This is a genomic window from Mycolicibacterium aubagnense (assembly GCF_010730955.1).
GTDB lineage: Bacteria > Actinomycetota > Actinomycetes > Mycobacteriales > Mycobacteriaceae > Mycobacterium > Mycobacterium aubagnense.
Window position 1 is genome coordinate 1,617,069 of the sequence record NZ_AP022577.1, and the last position, 15,236, is coordinate 1,632,304.

The 15,236-nt window shown below is 60.3% G+C and carries 19 protein-coding genes and 1 pseudogene; 2 read left to right on the forward strand and 18 right to left on the reverse strand.

The genetic code is table 11. From position 1 onward, the window contains the following. Positions 1-47: 47 nt before the first annotated feature. The gene (locus G6N59_RS08020; protein ID WP_163911092.1) at positions 48-1,808 is read right to left on the reverse strand and encodes an S-4TM family putative pore-forming effector; all 1,761 of its coding nucleotides are present in this window, start codon (positions 1,806-1,808) and stop codon (positions 48-50) included. A gap of 30 nt (positions 1,809-1,838) precedes the next feature. After that, the gene (locus G6N59_RS08025) at positions 1,839-2,648 is read right to left on the reverse strand and encodes an SMODS domain-containing nucleotidyltransferase (protein WP_197907913.1); all 810 of its coding nucleotides are present in this window, start codon (positions 2,646-2,648) and stop codon (positions 1,839-1,841) included. A 1,295-nt stretch (positions 2,649-3,943) separates the two neighbouring features. On the opposite strand from G6N59_RS08025, the gene G6N59_RS08030 reads away from it, so the two are divergent. Together G6N59_RS08030 and G6N59_RS08035 are read left to right on the forward strand one after the other, a co-directional pair. Continuing rightward, positions 3,944-4,189, forward strand: coding sequence for a hypothetical protein (locus G6N59_RS08030; protein ID WP_163911095.1), 246 nt, complete (start codon positions 3,944-3,946; stop codon positions 4,187-4,189). Positions 4,190-4,669: 480 nt separating this feature from the next. Beyond that, positions 4,670-5,200 carry a hypothetical protein gene (locus G6N59_RS08035; RefSeq protein ID WP_138231633.1) on the forward strand — a complete coding sequence of 177 codons (531 nt, stop codon included), beginning with the start codon at positions 4,670-4,672 and terminating at the stop codon, positions 5,198-5,200. A gap of 479 nt (positions 5,201-5,679) precedes the next feature. On the opposite strand, the gene G6N59_RS31055 is transcribed toward G6N59_RS08035, so the two are convergent. The 16 genes and pseudogenes from G6N59_RS31055 to G6N59_RS08100 all read right to left on the reverse strand — a co-directional run bounded on the left by G6N59_RS31055 (position 5,680) and on the right by G6N59_RS08100 (position 14,284). Further along, complete coding sequence (locus G6N59_RS31055) at positions 5,680-5,901, reverse strand: histone-like nucleoid-structuring protein Lsr2 (protein WP_235678731.1); 222 nt, start codon at positions 5,899-5,901, stop codon at positions 5,680-5,682. Positions 5,902-6,131: 230 nt separating this feature from the next. Beyond that, a complete protein-coding gene (locus G6N59_RS08045; protein ID WP_163911098.1) occupies positions 6,132-6,461 on the reverse strand; it encodes an immunity protein Imm33 domain-containing protein in 330 nt (109 codons plus the stop codon). A 6-nt stretch (positions 6,462-6,467) separates the two neighbouring features. Beyond that, complete coding sequence (locus tag G6N59_RS08050) at positions 6,468-6,695, reverse strand: antitoxin YezG family protein (RefSeq protein WP_163911101.1); 228 nt, start codon at positions 6,693-6,695, stop codon at positions 6,468-6,470. A gap of 169 nt (positions 6,696-6,864) precedes the next feature. After that, positions 6,865-7,489 (reverse strand): annotated as a pseudogene (locus G6N59_RS31825) (transposase). Beyond that, positions 7,458-7,979: a transposase gene (locus G6N59_RS31065; protein ID WP_235678732.1), complete on the reverse strand. Its 522-nt coding sequence runs from the start codon at positions 7,977-7,979 to the stop codon at positions 7,458-7,460. The pseudogene G6N59_RS31825 and the gene G6N59_RS31065 overlap by 32 nt, the downstream one beginning before the upstream one ends. A gap of 180 nt (positions 7,980-8,159) precedes the next feature. Further along, the gene (locus G6N59_RS08060; protein ID WP_163910707.1) at positions 8,160-8,324 is read right to left on the reverse strand and encodes a hypothetical protein; all 165 of its coding nucleotides are present in this window, start codon (positions 8,322-8,324) and stop codon (positions 8,160-8,162) included. Positions 8,325-8,431: 107 nt separating this feature from the next. Next, entirely contained in the window at positions 8,432-9,052 is a 621-nt protein-coding gene (locus G6N59_RS08065; protein WP_138231665.1) for a hypothetical protein, read from the reverse strand. Positions 9,053-9,143: 91 nt separating this feature from the next. Then, a complete protein-coding gene (locus G6N59_RS31525; RefSeq protein ID WP_268815814.1) occupies positions 9,144-9,275 on the reverse strand; it encodes a hypothetical protein in 132 nt (43 codons plus the stop codon). 23 nt (positions 9,276-9,298) lie between these two features. Continuing rightward, positions 9,299-9,544 (reverse strand): hypothetical protein, encoded by a 246-nt coding sequence (locus tag G6N59_RS31070; protein WP_235678733.1) that lies wholly within the window; start codon positions 9,542-9,544, stop codon positions 9,299-9,301. A gap of 472 nt (positions 9,545-10,016) precedes the next feature. Beyond that, positions 10,017-10,124, reverse strand: coding sequence for a DUF6985 domain-containing protein (locus G6N59_RS31830; RefSeq protein WP_407665834.1), 108 nt, complete (start codon positions 10,122-10,124; stop codon positions 10,017-10,019). Between the two features lie 4 nt (positions 10,125-10,128). Next, positions 10,129-10,410 (reverse strand): DUF6985 domain-containing protein, encoded by a 282-nt coding sequence (locus G6N59_RS31075; protein WP_235678734.1) that lies wholly within the window; start codon positions 10,408-10,410, stop codon positions 10,129-10,131. An 84-nt stretch (positions 10,411-10,494) separates the two neighbouring features. Beyond that, on the reverse strand, positions 10,495-10,959 hold the full coding sequence (locus G6N59_RS08080; protein WP_138231668.1) for a hypothetical protein: 465 nt from the start codon (positions 10,957-10,959) through the stop codon (positions 10,495-10,497). A 48-nt stretch (positions 10,960-11,007) separates the two neighbouring features. Beyond that, the gene (locus G6N59_RS31080; RefSeq protein WP_235678735.1) at positions 11,008-11,256 is read right to left on the reverse strand and encodes a hypothetical protein; all 249 of its coding nucleotides are present in this window, start codon (positions 11,254-11,256) and stop codon (positions 11,008-11,010) included. A 492-nt stretch (positions 11,257-11,748) separates the two neighbouring features. Further along, positions 11,749-12,648: a Tox-REase-5 domain-containing protein gene (locus G6N59_RS08090; RefSeq protein ID WP_235678736.1), complete on the reverse strand. Its 900-nt coding sequence runs from the start codon at positions 12,646-12,648 to the stop codon at positions 11,749-11,751. Positions 12,649-12,674: 26 nt separating this feature from the next. Then, complete coding sequence (locus G6N59_RS08095) at positions 12,675-14,000, reverse strand: hypothetical protein (RefSeq protein ID WP_163911104.1); 1,326 nt, start codon at positions 13,998-14,000, stop codon at positions 12,675-12,677. Then, positions 14,000-14,284, reverse strand: coding sequence for a hypothetical protein (locus tag G6N59_RS08100; RefSeq protein WP_138231669.1), 285 nt, complete (start codon positions 14,282-14,284; stop codon positions 14,000-14,002). Before G6N59_RS08100 ends, G6N59_RS08095 begins: the two co-directional genes overlap by 1 nt. Positions 14,285-15,236: the final 952 nt, after the last annotated feature.

The window sequence follows — 15,236 nt, forward strand, 5'->3', positions numbered from 1 at the left end:
ACATCCTTCCAGCCCGCCCATGCTGGGCAAGCCAACTCAGATGTCACCTATTCGTGCAGCAGACCCCTGTGATCGTCACTCGCTTCCGCTGCATTGGCCTTGGCGGCGCGGCCTCGAGCGCTCTCAAGATTGAGGAGCAGTGCAGTCCGCGCTGCCGGCGTCAAGTATGCAGACAGGTCCCCGCCATGCCCAGCTGGATCCATCACCGTCAGGTTGTACTGAGCCCACTGAAAAAATTTCTCACATGCGTCCCGTGAATTGTCGCCGAGACTGGAGAAGACCGTCGCCGTCACGACTTCAAGGTGGAATCCCTTGAAGTACTTGCTGTGTACGTTATTCCAGCGCTTCAGAATTCGAATCATCGGCTTCAAGCGATAACTCAAGTCCTTCTGGCGTTGAGCGATCCAATCGTGATGAGCGTATGGGTCCGTCGTGAGCCAGCCGCCAGAACCGTTCGGAAGGGCGTAGCCGCCACTGGACCACCCGAAGACGGGTGCGATGTCGACGTGCGGAGCTGTCTTATAGAATAATCGAACGGCCTGGCCTCGCGCACCGACCACCTCCACCCTGTATGCGTTCAGGGCATCGCGAACCCGGTACAGAAACTTCTGAGAATTGTAGCGATAGAGACGGTCAAAGATATCGTCCTTATTAGTGAAGATCGCAAGTACGTCGACGTCGTCTATCGGACGGATGATTGTGTCGCGGCCGGCGGAGCCCATCAAGTACGTCGTCTTCAGTGGTAGATCACTCGACGACGGGAACGAACTTTCGAGGTATCCCGTCGATGTTGTTTTTCGACTCTGGACGGTTTCCTTCTGTGTATCCGTGAGGATGAGTTTGTTCTTGAACTCATCGAAAGCTTTTGCGGTGGTGAGTGCCATCAGCTCTCCTCCCCTTGCGTTCTCACTCAGCTGATGCGCAGCAGACTGCATCGCACGCTCGTTGATTTTCCTGCGAATCTTGTAGAGGAGGTCGGGCACCTCGGGCGCAGACCGCCGGAGGTCGAAGAGGCGCTCCTGCCAAACGAGCAGATATTGGCCTTCAACGGGCCCATCGGTTCCGGTGATGTGTCCTTCAATTACGCGAGTGAGATCACGTCGCGCTGATGCTGAACGCCAGACGCCGGCGACGTACTGAACAACATCGAGGGACGCGGGCAGCACCGGCAGCGCGACTCCGAGAAGAAAGCCCGAGAGCGAAAGGTGTAACACAACACTAACGATGATCAGAACCACAACCCAAACCACCGTTGCCACTGCCCAGACAATCGCCGTAGTCCGCAACAAACTGTCGGTGTATGAGGCGTTCGCCCGCTGCGAGATAGCAACAGTTACGACTCCTCCATCACCTGCGTTTACGGGGTACCAATCAATTAACTTTTCCTTCTTGGCTACGGCACGGATTTGATCATCAGGCCCTGCGACCTTGGCGATGTCTTCGAGCGAAGGCAGCGTTGACCGGTTTGCGTTGTCCGGCATCTGGAAGACGTAGAAATCGAACTGCTCCTGGACGGATGCAGCCTTGGTGGTCGATGCGCCTTGCAGGAGAACGAGTAGGGTTCGCCCGAGGAACACCCAGACCCCTGCGACTGCACCGGATGCGACTGCCAGTGACGGCCACAGGATGGATACAACCGGTGCACCGATTGCGATGACCACCATGCCAATCCACCGCAACGCTAGCCAACGCTTGGCTCGCCGATAGAGCCGTCGTTGTGCGATCAACAGTCGGAGGGCATCAGTGTCGTTCTGACGCGACTTGATCGTTGCGCTCGTCGGTGGTGAATAGTCTTGTGAGGAAATCATTTTCAGCCACTCATTTGTTGAAGAGCAGCTTCAGCTGCTCGATTGCTCGTGCTTGATCCCCATCCTGGGCGTAATCTTTGCTTTCAGCGCGCGGCTGACGGCACTGTCGAGCTTCGACAGTGCGTCCAATCGATTTGACTCCGACGAGCATGCCCCGAACCGCGATCCCAGACCCGTCGGGTCGTTCATCGCGGCAAGATCAGCATCGTGCATCTTTCTCAGAGTCAGATACAGATCCCATATAGGCGAGTACGTCGACTCACCATCCATATGCTTCGCCGTTCGCATCTCTATGTAGCAAGAGGACACCGGCACGTTCCGGAGATACTTCCAGACTTTGACTTGCCGAACCAGCTTCTTTACCGCACCGTTGTGCTTGTTGTTTATGTCAGTGACGTACTTGTTGTGATCTTTCGGGTGGGTAAGCATCCACCCGTCGGCCGGGTTGGATATCCAGTAGCCGCTCGTTGCCGGATATCCGGGAACTACTTCGACATCGCCGTCCGAGAATTTGCACGCCACGGCAGGCCGACGGACGACTACGGTGGTGCCTGCGAACCGGCTCTGCAGCTGCTCCTTAACTTTGTTCAACATCGTCCACGGCGAGTCGGGCCGAATGCCCTTGAGAGATACAAGGTAGTCAGCGTCGCTGTACAGCCAAACGCCCGTGCCATGCCTCAACGAGCCGATCTCGAACATCTCGTGGACGCCCAGGTAGGTATCGAGCCTCGTTTCGATTGCGGCACGGTGACCCTTCGCCCCATCGAACTGAGTTGACGAAGGAGTGTACAAACGGGTCAAGTCATCGAGCCAGGCGTGCGCCGTTGATGCATCAGTCACGTCAGCACTCCGTTGGTCTGGCGATGCCCTTGCAGATCGTCAGCCTGTATCCCCGATCGCTGCAGGACCAGTGCAGTCCTCTTCGGTTTCGTGCTGGCGTTTGCTCTTCGCATAGATTTCGCGGCTCCTCCCTACGGCTACTGACGATAATGCTTGCAGACTGAACTAATTTGTCGAACGTTTAGCCAGTTCAGAGGCCTTATTGCCTCACCTTGGCACGTGCCAGATAGCATCCTATGACCCGTGACCGACAACTAACCGTTCCCGACGAGTTGCTCACCAAAGGGGCGCCAAGGTCGGCAAGTTGCTGCCCCGTACCGCGGGCAATGACAGAAGGCAGCGAGGAACTCGGGCCGCCGAAATCATCCCGATAATCTGACGCCTGACCAGATTCCCGGTCCGCGCGCGTCAACGCGGGAGTTCGACGAGAAGGCCCAAAGCCGGGGGCCGTGGCTGCTGTTGACCAGTTCCGCCATCCCTCCCTAACTCAGTACCGCTCAAGCGACCGACACCAGGCCGATTTCGCGACGGCTTCGTCGGCCCCGAACTACTGTCAGGATGGTGGTTGCTTCTTCGCCCAGGCTCACGGTACGCAGTGATCGGACGCTGCCGGGATCGTGGCCTGCCGCCACTGCCCAGAAGATGCTAATCCGACGAACGCGCAGTTCAGAACCCCGCCGCCACGCCGTTGAACCCACGGTCAGTGCGATTGTCGGCCCCTCGTGGTTTGCTTGCGCAGATGGCGAACGAGTGGCGGGGAGGCGACGCTGATGGCCGATCAGGCACCTGAGCCGGCCCCTGGAGCACTAGATCGTGCGGACTGGTCCCGACCTGCCACTATCTATCGACAGATGGTCGACATCGCCCGAGATCAGCGGAATTACGTCCCGGAGTCCCTGGCAGGGTTTCTTGCCGAGATAATCGCTCGCATTTCGTCGAGTTATTTCCAAGCAGAAGAAGCTTATTTCCGATGCCTACAAGGCATTTTCCTCAGCCAGAACCGATCTACTCGGACACGATGACTACAAACGCGCTTTGTACCACGATGAAATCTTCGTTGATCGCTATCCATACGGGCCCGCCGACGAGCTCAACGCAAAGAACATTCGCCGACGTCCAACTCAATTGAGGCAGCTATCGAAACGGCGCGCAGACAGCGCGATTTACGCCGCCTGCTCGATGTACTGAAACCAACACAGCTGTGCAATGGGATAATTCTAGGCGGTTCTCTCAGCTACGGTCGGTTCTTTAATGTTCTCGGCGCACGCTATGACAAAGCTTCTGATATCGACTTAATGATCGTCTTGGATGAATATTCGCAGCTGACTGACCTTGGCGACGCCTTACGCTCCATAAGCTTCGTTTCACCAGCAAGCATCGATCTATTCCTCAATCGCGCTAACGAGTTCAATTCAGACCAGGTTGCGTCGATGCAGGAATTTGTCGTGTTCTCGGCCAAGCTTACTTGCTGGAAAGAAATAGGCGACACCACATTGGACGGCCTTGGAGTGTCCAGCGAGTACAGTATCAGCTACACATAGTGACTGATCGTGTGTTCGACGAAATTGTGTTCAGAAATGTAGCCAAAATTTCGCTCGACACTGTTGGGCGCGGCCATTCGATTTATGACTTTCGCGAAACGAGTCCCACAAGGAAGACTACCAGCGATCATTTTCAGGCCAAAGCGCCACACTTGCGCTCGACAGTGAACAAATAGGGGAATCTTTCCTGCGAGCGACGCGTGCATTCCACATCGATGGCGAGACGGACAGCCTCTACCGGGAATGTTCCAAAACACCATCCTCCCCGCATTTGATTTACAACCCCAATCATCCCTTGATCTCCGGCGAAAAGTTGATGCATTCCGCTGGAAGATGGTTGACAGACTTCGCTACGAAAGAACAAACGGCCCGACGAGCATCTGCGACTTGGGTTATGCCATACGCGTAGCGAAGTGTTCTCGCCGCATATGATCCGGGCAATCGATGCAAGCACACTATTGGCATGAAAGGTGGCACAAAATGCCGAACTACATCGACACCGCCAGAACTTGGGTTGAAGGAGTCTTAGGCGCAAGGCTTACATTGACCAATAGTAGTCAGTCGAAGTACAATAAAGACGATATGCGTGTTTTCGTCTCGTGCCAGATCGAAGAAAAAGAAGCAGTGCGGAAAGCCTATTCCGCATTTGAGGCTGCCGGCATGGTAATTACCCATGATTGGACTCGCACCGATGAGATCGGCGACAAATACAAGCGAGCCGACGAAGCCGGGCGACGCGCGAAGCTAGATATCGACGGTGTGTGCAATTGCGATATCTACGTGCTTCTGTCCAGCAACGAAAAGGTTGGCAAGGGTATGTACGTCGAACTCGGCGCGGCCCTAGCCCTCTCCGAGACCAACGATGGCCCCGAAGTCTACGTTGTCGGACCGATGAACCACTTATCGATCTTCTACTTGCACCCCGCCGTGACACATTACGACACCATCGATGACTTGATCTTCGACCTGACGTCGCGTCGCGGTACAGACAGGATACTGAGCAACGCCTAGGCAGAACGCCCGGTAGCGGCGCAAGCGACGGCGTGGACGTCACCGCTTGCGCCGCTCGATACCGAGAATCTTGACCCGCTCAAATGGACGGTATGTCCGCGTCCGGTAAATCTGCTCGTCGCCTATCTCCATAGGCCAAGCGTTGCAGACGTTTACGGCTGACGGCGAGGCCAACCACGTCGAAAGTAGGCCGCTCGCGGGTCCGGCTCTTTGGGCGCGTTGAGCGCGTTGAAATCCGGCGACCCTATAATCCACGTGACGGCCTCGGATGGCAGGTACACCTCGCCATCGCTGCGTTTCCAGTACGCGCTATCCTGCGCAGGACCACCGAGCCGGGCTATCTCCGACTGGGCGTATGGCGAAACCGGCGACCAAATGCTATTCACCAGTACCCGGCGAATCTCAATATGGAGCTGCGGCCACCAGTGCGCGATATCACTCACTCGACATTATCCTCAACAGCTACGCGATCCTGGCCGCTAATGGGCCGCTTCGAACGCTTCCACTATCTCCGCCTTGATCCGCCCGCGGTCAGAGACCTCATAGCCTTCGTCACGCGCCCACTCGCGAATAGCTGTCAGCTGTTCCTTAGGGGTTGCACCAGATGTGCTGGCGGACTTCGCCGCTCGGCGGCCGCGACGGCCACCAACCTTCGTGGCAGCCTCAACGTAGGGCTTCAGCGCCTTGTCCAGTTTCGCCACATTCGCCGCAGACAGATCGATCTGGTAGTCGACACCACGCAGCGAGACGTAACTCGCTCGCCTTCACCCTCCGGAATATCGGAGCCATTGATGTCATCAATCAGTTGGCGAAGAATACGCTCGGCCATTATTCATTCCTTTTTCCGCTGGCAGTTTTCCGATACTGTACCAGCGAGATTTCATGAGAACCTTTGAATCTAGGCGCGGAACTGCGGCGGAACGTAAACGCCTCATGAGGTATCTCGCCCGGTCGGCGTCTCATAAATACTTATACCGCGCTCGTCGCGAACGATTTGCATGTCGGAGCCCACCGGGAAGTCATAGATACCGATGAGCGCCGGCTCGATGTTACAAACATCGTTGAAGGCAACGATCTGCCAGTTGCTCTTATCCTGCAGGTACTCACTGGTGTCGATATGACTCATGATCTGCCAACCGTTGTCGGCCCCGCCAGTTGACGGCACCCGCACCATCCAGCGCACCAGACCACGGCGCTCCAGCACGTTCGTGGTCGCCAGACAGGCACCCGATTTCGGGATGAACTCGATGTAGTCGGCCATGATGCGCTACGCCTCAGGAACTCTCGGGTACCAGGCCGGAACCGCTTCCGGCGGACGCGGATACTTCTGCAAATCCTCGATGTAGGCCGCATCCTCGAGCGGCGCGAACCAGGCTGGCTTGTCGTCGTAGTTGAACGAGAATCTGAAATGTCCCTCACTAGTGACGTGCAGAACCGTTGATAACCACGCACCTTTGCCCAGACTCGCCATTTCGTGGCGCAGCTCATTCATCACGCGAATGAGTTCACGCGGAACCCTGAGCGACTCAGTTCGGCCACTGGGGAAGGTGGCCGTGAGCAGTGATTCACCAACGGGACCAGCCTTCCGATACTCCAAGGTCCGGTGGGTCAAGTCCAGGGACGTGGTGTATGACGTCGTCGTGTGATTCTTCGAGGTAGTTGGGTCAGGCGGGCAGTGCCGCGGGGGTAGCCTCCTGTTCGGTTGGGGTGTCGTTGACGGTGCGTGATTTGCTCAGAACGTCGAGGCCGAGGTAGCGCCGCGACTCGGCCCATTCGTCGTGTTGTTCGGCCAGCACTGCTCCGACGAGACGGATCAGGGCCGCGCGGTCGGGGAAGATGCCCACGACGTCGGTGCGCCGGCGGATCTCCTTGTTGAGTCGTTCCTGGGGATTGTTGCTCCAGATCTGGCGCCAGATCTGCTTGGGGAACGCGGTGAACGCCAGCAGATCCGGCCGCGCCGCTTCGAGTGATCGGCGACATTGGGCAGCTTGTCGGACAATGCGTCGATGATCCGATCATATTGAGCAGCAACGGATTCAGCGTCAGGTTGGTCGAACACCGAGTGCAGCAGGGTGCGCACCCAGGGCCACGAACTCTTGGGGTGACGGACATCAGGTTGGTCGTGTAGTGGGTTCTGCAGCGCTGCCACGCCGCTCCGGGCAGGGTGGCCCCGATGGCGGCGACCAGCCCGGCGTGGGCGTCGCTGGTGACCAGTTTGACCCGGACAGGCCGCGGGCGGTCAACGACCGCCAGAACGTCAACCCGCCCCGTCCTCAGCGGTCGTGACATCGATTCCCAGGATCTCGCGGTAGCCCTCGGCGTTGACCCGACGGCGATCAGGGCGTGCACGTTGACCACCGGCCGGCTTCACGCACCTTGAGCACCAGAGCGTCCGCAGCGACGAACGTATACGGGCCGGCATCGAGCGGCCGGGTCCGGAACGCCTCCACGGCGGCGTCGAGTTCCTTGCCATCACCGACACCTGCGACTTCGACAACGACGTGATGCCCAGGGTCTCGACCAGCTTGTCCATCCGCCGCGTCGAGACACCAAGCAGGTAACACGTCGCCACCACCGTGGTCAGGGCCCGCTCGGCGCGTTTACGGCGCTCCAGCAGCCAGTCCGGGAAGTAGGATCCTTGCCGCAGCTTCGGGATCGCAAGATCCAAGTCCCTGCACGGGTGTCGAATTGACGGTGTCGGTAGCCGTTGCGGGGTGGTGCGCTCAGCCGAGCGTTCGCCGTAGCCGGCACCGCATAGGGCGTCGGCTTCGGCGCCCATCAGGTGTGGATGAACGTGGCCAGCAGCTCGCGCAGCTCGTCAGGATGGGCAGTGGTGAGTCGTTCGGCCAGCACAGTGGGCAGATCGATATTGTGGGCAGTGGTCATCGCGTCGATTCCTTTGCTCGAGTGACTTTGGACGGTCTCTCGAAGAATCACGCGATGACCTTCAATCACTCGGCTACGACACGCCGGTACCGCTGATCAGGTCCGACTCGTACACCACCTTGATGGACGCAACCGTCCGGTGCGTCCAGCCGTCCTCGGGCAGGATGTAGAACAGCAGCTTGCCAGCGTCTTCCTGGATGAGCCCGATTCGTACCAGGTACGGCGGCTGGTCAGTCATGGAGCCGCTCGGTATGACACTTCGTCAAGCACGTTCGCGACCACAGCTTCGGTCCGACCGCCTCATCGACCTCAACATCCGCAAGATCGTAAAACCCGCAGTGCCTCCTAAGCGTTCGCTCGTCTGACGTGCGGCGGTGGCGAACCGGGTCCGTGTTCGTTCCCGTAATCCCACAGCTGCCTGGTGAAGTACAGGTACACCTCGATCGAATCGTGGTTCAGGTTGGACAGCTCGCGTTTCCCACCGTAGAAGGCCGGAACGTTGGCACCGGCACACCAGTCGAATTCGAGGCGATCGATGGCAACCTTAGCCAACCACTCTTGAAATAGGTTGGGCAACAAGAAGTCTTGGGCCATCGTCGTGCCGAGTGCCTGTTCAAATCGATGAACATCAACCCATGGCGTCACCGAACCATCGAAGGCGTCCAGGACTACGACCGTTCGAGCTGATTCGGTGCGGTCAGGCATGCCTTCGGGGGTGAGCCGACTCGTGACGGCATACTGCCGAGCTAGCCAGTCGAACGCAAACACTTCTGTGACAATGCCTCTCGTGCGGAACATGGCATCGACCAGTTCTTGGCCGATCTGGGCTGACATCGCATCGTGGAAGCGGAGCAGCCCACCATTGAGCGAGCGACCACACCAACCTTGATCGGCGAAGTAGCCGCCGATGAGGTTCGGCCGCCAATCGTCCGACGACCGGACCGGCGGGTCGAATGAATACTCCAAGTCAGGTCCTCACGTCACTGGTAGTCGTAATGCACAAACGCGACGGTGTCAGCGTCCCCCTACGGCGCGATGTCCTGCGGGCAGACCCGCGTCACCAGTCGTCGTTTTCGTCTTCCTCCACAGGCGGACGCGGCCTCCGCATCACCACCGCCGCCCAGATCAAGCCGCCAATCAGCGCAGCGACCACCAACAAAAAGACGAACTGCCCCGCCAAGTAGTCCATGTCATCCTCCCCCTCGCAGCCGCTCAGTGCGGCACTTCGTCAAGCCCGTTCGCGGCCAGCGTCTCCGTCAGCGCTGCAACAACGCTCTTGGCAGGCCAATCGTCCGGTGCCGAGATCAACGTTCCCCCAGCCAATTCCGTCGCGGTCAGACCATCTGCTACCCAGTTCACCGTTCCGACCTCACCGCTGATCCAGGTGCGGTAACTGGCGCCGATCTTCCAGTTACCACGTCGCGCAAGGCGGCTCGCCGCGGAATCGGTCAGCGTCAACGTCGCCGGACGCCACGTGGACGCTACAGCCGCACACCGCGTCACCGGTTTCGCTGGTGATACTGCCGGGCATCGTCTCCCACAAATCGATATGGAGGTGACGCGCAGGCAATCGCCCGCCGAGACCGACGTGCCCAGCATGTATCGCGACCTTGGCACTCATGGCGAGACCCACGCCCATCAAGACCAGCGAGTAGCCCTCCCGGGCAGCACTTCACCCGCCTCCCCATCGGGCAGCGCCTCGCGTACCGGGTTTCTACGAACGATGTCGGCCAACGCCTCAGGGGTGCCTTCCCAGCACTGCCAGCGGCGGCCGTTCGGGAAGTCCCAATGGGTGATCCCCAGCTTCCCACCGAGCCGAGTTGGAAATGCGTCGGCGCGTGCAGCAATCCATTCAGGTGTCTCGCCCGAAGTAACCCAGAACGAGTTCACAAAAGACTTCGCTGCCCAAACAGGAGATGCAGCGGTCATATTAGAGCACGATGTCCTGCGGACCGACTTCGGCGACCGTCTCATCGACGAACTTCACAGCCACGCCCAGCTCTGGTTCCCACGTGCAGTCGAACAACAGCCCGATCACGCGCTCATCGGAGTTGCAGGCAGGAACTGGAACGAAAAAACGTGGTCGGCGTGAGCAATTCGACCAAGCCGCTTTCGTCACTGATGATCGGCATGAGTTTGTCAGCATCGGCGCCGAACTGTTCACGCAAGCCGGGGCGACGCTCAAGATACTCGGCGTAGAGCGCATCCTCGGCCTGGGCGCACAACTGGTCCATCTGCAAGTTGAACGCTTGCACCGCTTCTCGCTGTAGTGGTTCGACCGGCTCGCCTTCCTCCCAACCACCGAGAACCAGCGGCACCGTCACCTCGCGTCCGAAAAAAGGCGTAGGTATACGCACCCAACCATCCGCGCGCGTCGTCGAAGGCAATATCGCCAAGTACGGGGTCGGTCACGGAACTCGTTCCCAGTACTTCTCGGCGTGTTCTGCCACGTAGCGACTCAACATGTCGGACAGCGATTCGAACCAGTACCAGTTGTCACGGGGATACGAACCTGTTGAAATCAGCACCGCGCCGTCGGCGTCAATGACCAGCATGTCGGTGTCACCAACGAATTCACCGAGCACCCAGTCCCCTGCCGAAATCTCGTAACCCGCCTCCACGCGATCAGTTGCGCGGTTCCTCGACTCCTCCGGGCTGTACAACATCAACCCGCAGATGCCGAACTGTTCGTCCACCAGCAGTGGGCCGCCGGATGTCCGTGACCACAACGCGCGCAGCTGCGTAGAAGCATCCTGCGGGAGGTCGCCACTAGTGATGCTGATGCCAGCAACGAGCCGGCAAGTCAGAATCACCCCGTTCAGCTCTGGTGCCGGGACGGAGGCGTCGCGGTAGTTCTCGAGGAACTCGAACATGCGCTAACTGACCCACGCAAGTCTTGCGGTCATCTGCGTTCCTTCAGGCTAGTGCGGCACTTCATCAAGTTCGTTCGCGGCGAGCGTCTCCATCATCGCCGCGACGACCCGCGCGGCAGACCAGTCATCGGGCGCTGAAATCAATATTCCCCCAGCCAGTTCCGTTGCCGTGAGTCCATCGGCAACCTGGTTAACCGCTCCGACTTCGCAGCTGATCCAGGTGCGGTAGCCGACGCTGATCTTCCAGTTGCCGCGCCGCGCTAGCTGACGCACGGGATTGTCGGACAACACGAACATCGCCGGGGTCCACGCCCGCGCCACAGCATCACATACAGCGTCACCGTCAGCTCCCGTGATGGCTCCGACGTACCTTTCGCGCAATTCGACGTTGAGGCGTCGACGCGGCAGCCGACTCCCCACCGCAGGATGACCGGCTGCGATCCAGACTCGCAGCGAAACGCGCGGACCGGCGCCAGAAACCACGAAAGAGTAGCCTTCGCCTTCTCGCGCGTCGCCGATCTCCTCAGACCCGCCCACAAGTTCCCGCACGGGGTTACTGCGCACGAGGTCCGCAAGCGCATCCTGAGAGCCCTCCCACCTGACCGCTAGTTAGCCGCCATTCGGATATGTCGAACGGTGACGTCAGCTCACGTAGCAGTGCATCCGTGCGGGCGGCGATCGATTCCGGCGACTCGCCAGCAGCTACCCAGACGGCGCGCACATTGGCATCCTGGCCGCCCCACGCGGGTCTGATAGTTGAGGTGTCCATGGCAGCATTCATCCTAATTCCTATGGCATTCCCGGAGTAAAGATGACATCGACGCCATCGATACCGTTGTCACTGAACAGTTTTCGCAATGCAGCCGCACCGTATGGGTCTGAGACGTGCCACTCCAGCATCGCACCAGGCGGCAATGCCGCGAGCTGCCTGTCAACCTGACCAAGCGCTTTCTCCGCCCGACCTTCCCAGTACGAGTTGTCAGGCGCGAACGCCAGACCCCGAAAGCCGTCCTTCGCCTCCAAGAAGACCTCTTGCGGCCCTCGATGCGTGTGGCCGTCGAAATCAACGGACGCTCCGGTATCTGGGTCATGCTGCACCCATTCGGGTAGAGCGCCCTCGGGTGTTCGTTCGACGCCTGCGATCTGTTGCTGGTACGGCATCCAGTCTTTGTCGAAGTTATGGTTCACGTGCTTCCAGCCGGGATCGGCATCACCCTTGGTCCATGTTGGTTCAGGTGTGCTCGGGGGCCATCCGCCGGGATGATGCGAATCACCAGAGGTGTAGCGCGACCCTTGGTTCGGATCGAAAATGTCGGGCGCAGGCGCGGTGTGTGCAGCCGGGCCATCAAATGGATTCGGGTCGTGATGCCCGCCTAGCAGCATGTCGCTCAGCGCTCCGTGGTCGGCGCTGACTGAAGGCGCCGCATCGCTGCCGTGTCCGATCGAACCATGTTCCATCGGCGGCGGGCCGTCCGCGGCATGTGCGGGCGCGGCGTGCTCGTTGCCCAGGGGAAGATGCTCGGCGACAACCGGCGGTGCGCCATGGGTCAAGGCTTCAGCCGCCGGTCCGGCAAGATGTTCGAGGCCTTCGGCGCCGAGCTTCATGCCCGGCAAGGGCACCAACCCGGCGGCATCTGCAATGGCCTGGGCACGCTCGGCCGGAGTGGCCGCACCCCAGTCGGTGGCCACGTGGTACATGTTGGCCACGTCCGGCACTAGCCGCCGGTGAGTTCATGGACCGTGTGGTTGGAGTCGGCTAATTCCTGCGGAGCGCGTTCGGCGAGGCTCGGCTCCGGCGCAAACGCCTGCACACTGGCGTTTTCTGGAATCGTTGGGACGGGCGCCTGCTTGCCTCCGGTCTCAGCCGCCGCGGCGTTCATGTCCTGCAGCAGATTCCGCTGCTCGATGAGGTTGTGGCGGGCGTCGAACAACTCGCGCGCCAACGGGTTGCTGTCGTTGAGGTCGTGGCCGTTGTACGGCCCACTGGTGACCGCCTGATTGACCGAGGCATCCACCTTCGCCTGCGCTGCGTCAACCGCCTGTTGGGCCGCATCGACCTTGGCCCGCTGCTGGTCCACCACGGACGGGTCAGCCTTGACGATCGGGGCCAGCAACGGGTTGTGGGTGTAGTTCGGGTCAGCACCGCCCTTGCCATCTTTGCCTGCCAGCAGGTCCAACGGGTTGGTTGGCTTGCCCGCCCCGTCGGCAGCCGGCGACGACGTGCTACCCGGTTTGTCATGCTCGCCAGCAAGCACATCCAGCGGATTCGTCGGCTGCTTGTCCGGCTGGCCGGGAGCAGGTTGCTTCGTCCAGGGTGAATTCGGGTCGGGTTTGTTCGCCGCAGGGTCACCCACGCCCAGCAGCTGGGCCAGTGGATCGGTTGGCCCAGCCGCGCCAGAAGGCTTCTGGTCCGGCTTGCCACCGTGCTGATCACCTGGCTTGTCTCCCGGGTGGTAGTCCACCGCCCGCACCGTCGGATCATGGCCCTTGTTGCTGCCGTCCTCAGGAAAGCCGAACTCGCCGAGCGGGGCGAGCGCCCCACGAATCCGGTCAGCCACCTGCTTATCCGCCGCGACCAAGGCCTGCACCGCTGCCTGGATGGCGTGCGCGTGCTCAGTCGCTTGTTGCTGCCGCTGCTGCGAGCTGCGCATCAGCGCAGTGACACTCGGGTCTTTCACAGAGAGGTCCTGCCCGACGGTGAAGCCGGCTTCTTCGGCTTCGGCAATAGTGTCGAGCACTTGCCGCTTAGCCCAGGCGATATCACCGGCACCGCTGGTGGCATGCTTGGCCGCCGCGTTTAGGGCGTCGGCCAGGCCGCGCACTTTTACGAGGTCACCCCAGCTGTGCTCGGCGGCCGCTTCGGCGGCAGCGCCTTCCCAGACGGTGCCACCAGGGCGCAGGACACCGTTGTGAATGGTGGTGAAGTGGTCTTCCCACGCCTGAGCGGTTGAAGTCCAGTGCGTGGCGCCCGTATCGAGGTGCTCGGTGGACCACGCCTCGATATCGGCGCGAGTGAGAGCCTGCCCGATAGTCGCGGGCATCAGACCTGCATGGTAATGCTGATCGCCTGCCCGGAGCCGGCGTCGGTTCTGCGGTAGACACCGTCGGCGGTATGCAGCTTGTACCCGGTCAGGCTGGCTTGCGCCGCCAATCTCGAGGCAATGGCGTCGATGAGCTGGTGGCCGTGCGCCACTGCTGCAGCGCTAGCTTGGGTGGCGTGACCGGTGGCCGGAGGAGCCTGGGTCTCGGCCAGCGCAGCGCTCGCGGCCTTGCACGTTGCTGCGGCCGTGCTCAAACCCGAGGGGTCTACTTTCAACTCGGCCACGACTATCCCCCTTGACATCATCGGTCCCCACCGACGCCCCGGGTTCGAGGATAGGGGCTCGCCGTGCCGTCAGCTATCCCGAGCAGAAAGCACCGAGCAAACGCGTACCACCGATCAGTCTGATTCGACGGTGACGTCAGGGTAATTTGGCAGTTCATCCGGCGTCGGCACGAGTCTTGAAACCCAGTCGCCCCCTCATTAAGGGCCAGAAGCTAGCCGCAATTCCGTCAATTTGTCGGTCCGTTTTTGGGAGGATCGTTGTGCCACAACAAACTGCGTAGTAGCTCTCGGAAGGGAGGCAGGACAGATGGCCAAGGTCTATGTCGAACCACGCCCCAAGGGTCGGGACGTGCACGCCCTATTGCCCACTACGTCGTCGAAAATTCTGCTGACAGCGAGCTCCACCGGAGCGCTACACAGCAGGAAGCCATCGAGTGGGCGAAACGGCAGGGTCACAGTCCCGTGATGGTTGCCCGCGTCCGGAATCTCACCGATAAGAGAATGCCGGACCACTGGCGCGTGGTTTGATCTCAACGAGCTGCTGGCGACCTTCCGCGGTAAGGACCAAGACCTGCCGCATCGCGACCGCAATACGATCATGACCAAAGCGTGAGAACCGGTCCGAGGGCCTGCCTCGTTGCTAGTCAAGCAACACACGCTCGCGCGCTCTATCTCGGCGCCATCTGTCGGTTCAGGTCGCGGTGTCTCGTTTCTTTCTCGTCTCACACTACGGTGTCACGACGTCACGCCCCAATCAACCAACACGATGCAACGCTCGTCAAGCACCAACGTCCTGACAGTGTCCCCTTAGCGTCGCCGCACGCCGGGGCGAGCTAGCCTGGAACGCCCGTACTGGTCGACGCGTAGCAGGCGGCTACCTGCGGGCTCCGCTTCGCTCCCTGCGCTTCCGTCCGCTGGCGCTCCCGTACGCTGCGGTCGCTGCGCACGCCCT